General features: G+C 74.5%; 4 protein-coding genes. 3 read left to right on the forward strand and 1 reads right to left on the reverse strand.

From position 1 onward, the window contains the following. A partial coding sequence (locus AC1MIR_RS27640; protein WP_480031380.1) for a DUF302 domain-containing protein occupies positions 1–410 on the reverse strand: 410 nt, incomplete at its 3' end. A 136-nt stretch (positions 411–546) separates the two neighbouring features. Between AC1MIR_RS27640 and AC1MIR_RS27645 the strand changes: the two genes are divergently transcribed. From AC1MIR_RS27645 to AC1MIR_RS27655, 3 genes are all read left to right on the forward strand, one after another. Next, positions 547–1,404 carry a MurR/RpiR family transcriptional regulator gene (locus AC1MIR_RS27645; RefSeq protein WP_480031381.1) on the forward strand — a complete coding sequence of 286 codons (858 nt, stop codon included), beginning with the start codon at positions 547–549 and terminating at the stop codon, positions 1,402–1,404. 17 nt (positions 1,405–1,421) lie between these two features. Continuing rightward, positions 1,422–2,486, forward strand: a complete 1,065-nt coding sequence (locus AC1MIR_RS27650; protein WP_480031382.1) for a TAXI family TRAP transporter solute-binding subunit — start codon at positions 1,422–1,424, stop codon at positions 2,484–2,486. Next, positions 2,470–2,719: hypothetical protein (locus AC1MIR_RS27655; protein WP_480031383.1), on the forward strand; the 250-nt coding region annotated here is incomplete at its 3' end. The genes AC1MIR_RS27650 and AC1MIR_RS27655, both read left to right, overlap by 17 nt.

Below are 2,719 nucleotides of genomic sequence, written 5' to 3' on the forward strand. Positions count from 1 at the left end.
CCCCGCGCGGGGGGGGCGCGGGGGGCGCGGGGGGGGGGGGGTCCCCCCCGGGGGCGGCCCGCGTCCTCCCACACCCGCGCGCGCATCGGCAGGTCCAGCGCCAGCGTCGGCCGCTCGGCCATCGCGCCCGTGCCGGCGGGGGGATTGCCGAACAGCACGACGGTGCGCGGCGCGAGCGTCAGCCCGGCCGCGCGGGCCGCCTCGGCGTGGTCGAGCTCGGCGAAGACGACCCAGCCGGCGGCCCGCACGGCGGCTGCGAAGCGGTCCAGCGTGGCGCGCACGGGATGGGCGCTCGGCACCGTGACCATCCCGTCCTGTTGCGCGGCCGCGGGCAGGCCGGCCAGCAGCGGTGCGAGCAGCGCCGCGGGCAGCAGGGCACGGCGTGCCGGGGATGGCGCGGGGGCGGGCATGGCGGCGCTCCTTGCGGTCGGACGGTCTGCCGGCTTCGCGGCCGCCGCCGCCGAGGTTACGGATCGCGCGCTTGACATGGATCTTTCAGGCGGGGAAGGTAAAGAAACATTCACTTCAAGGGCACGGGCCGGCCGGATGAACGCCATCGTCCCCCTCGTCAGGCTGATCGAGGAACGCGCCGCGAGCCTCTCGCCGGCGCAGCGGGCGCGGGCGCGGCATGTGGCGGGCAACTACCAGTCGGTCGCCGTCTCCACCGTCGCCGCCCCCGCGCGCGCGGGCGGCGTCAGCGAGGCGACGGTGGTGCGCTTCGCCAATGCGCTCGGTTTCAGCGGCTACCCGGCGCTGCAGCAGGAGGTGCGGCGCCTGGTGCGCGCCGACCTCAAGGGCACCGACCGGCTGCGCCACGCGGGCAGCACGGCGCCCGAAGGCAGCGGCGCCATCGCGCGGGCGATGCGCAAGGAACTGGAGAACATCGCCCGCCTGCCGGAGATGCAGGACGGCGCCGCGCTGGCCGAAGCCGCGGCGGCGCTGCGCGGCGCGCGGCGTGTGCTGGTCGTGGGTGCGCGGGCGACCGCCCCACTCGCCTTCCACCTGTGGTTCGCCCTCGACAAGCTCGGCCTCGACGCGACGCGCTCGCTCTCGGCGGACACCGAGGCGATGGACCGCCTCGGCCGCATGGATGCGCGCGACGTCGTCGTGGTGATCGGCTTCCCGCGCTACCTCCGCGCGCTCGTCGCGGTGCTGGAGATGGCGGCGCGGCGCGGCGTCCGACGCATCGTCGTCACCGACAGCCCCTTCTCCGACCTGAAGGGCGAGATCGCGCTGCATGTCGCCGCCGAATCCGCTTCCTTCGTCGCCTACCACGCCGCCCCGCTGATCCTGCTCAACGCGCTGATCGAGGACGTCGCCGCGGCCGACCGCGACGGCGCGCTGCGCGCCCTGCAGGGCTTCGAGGCGGTGGCCGAGGAGCAGGCCTATTTCCAGCGAAGCTGAACGGGAGGACCTGGACCATGCGTGCCGTCTCTTCTCTCGCCGTGCCGCGCCGCGTGCTTCTGGCCGGCGGCGCCGCGCTGCTGGCGCGGCCCGCTTCGGCGCAGGGCGGCGTGGACATGACGAAGCGCGTCAACCTGTCGCTCGGCAGCGTCGCGGCCTCGTCCTCGGTCTACGCCTTCGCCGTCGCGCTCACCGCGGTCGTGCGCAAGCATGACCCGGCGATGAGCGTCACCGCGGTGGAGGGCGGCGGCGGCTTCGACCATGCGCGGCTGATGAAGAACCGCGTGCTGGACTTCTCGGTCTCCGGCAGCCCGGCGGTGGCGCAGGCGGTGCGCACCGGCAGCGGCGCCTTCCAGCGCGAAGGCGCGTGGGAGCCGGTGCGGCTGATGTTCATGCGCAACGTCAACGTCACCCGCATCTATGTGCGGGCCGACGCGGCGGCGCAGCACGGCATCCGCAGCTTCTCCGACCTGGCACGGCAGCGCATGGGGCCCGGCGTGCCCGGCACCCGCGACATGACGCGCATCGTCGAGGCCAACCGCGTCTTCAACACCGGCATCGCGATGGTGCCCGCCTCGCTGGAGGACACCGCGAACCAGCTCCGCGCCGGCCGCATCGTGGCGATGGGCAAGGGCAGCCCGCATGACCGCTTCGACGCGGCGACGCTGGCGCTGCACTACCAGACCCCGCTGACGGTGATCGGCTTCAGCGCAGACCAGGCGCGTCGCCTGCAATCCGCCGATCCGCTCGACACCTTCATCGAGACCCCGAAGGGCGGCATCCGCGAACTGCCGGAGATCGGCCCGCTGCACGAGATGAGCTCCTCGGTGATGGTGATGTCGAGCAGCAACATGCCGCAGGACGTGGGCTATCGCGTGATGCGCGCGGCGAGGCTCGGCTGGGCGGAGATCAACGAGGCCTTCGCGCCCACCACCGGCCTCGACCCGATCCGCGACGCCTTCCGCCAGACGCCGGAGATCGAGGGGCTGCATTTCCACGCCGGCGTCGTGCAATACGCGAAGGAGCAGGGCATTCCTGTCCTCGACCGCCTGATCCCGCCCGAATATGTCGGCCCCCGCTGACGGCGCGCTGCGCGGCCGCCTCGCCTTCCGGGCGGCGGTCGTGCTCGCCGTGGTGCAGCTGGTGGTGCCGGTCTGGGCCGGGCTCTACGACCTCGAGCTCCGCGCGCTGCATGTCGCGCTGACGGTGGCGGTGATGCTGCTGGCCGCGCCGGCCTCGCGCCCCCGCGCGGCCGGGCCGGCCCCCCCCGCGCGGCGGGGGCGCGGCCAACGCCAGAAAGCGCGGGCCGGGGGGG

It is taken from the genome of Falsiroseomonas sp. RANM36 (assembly GCF_056682175.1).

What these genes read in the sequence shown, in the direction of transcription:
- AC1MIR_RS27645 (WP_480031381.1), top strand. Translation starts at nt 547, where the DNA reads ATGAACGCCATCGTCCCCCTCGTCAGGCTGATCGAGGAACGCGCCGCG.
- AC1MIR_RS27650 (WP_480031382.1), top strand. Translation starts at nt 1,422, where the DNA reads ATGCGTGCCGTCTCTTCTCTCGCCGTGCCGCGCCGCGTGCTTCTGGCC.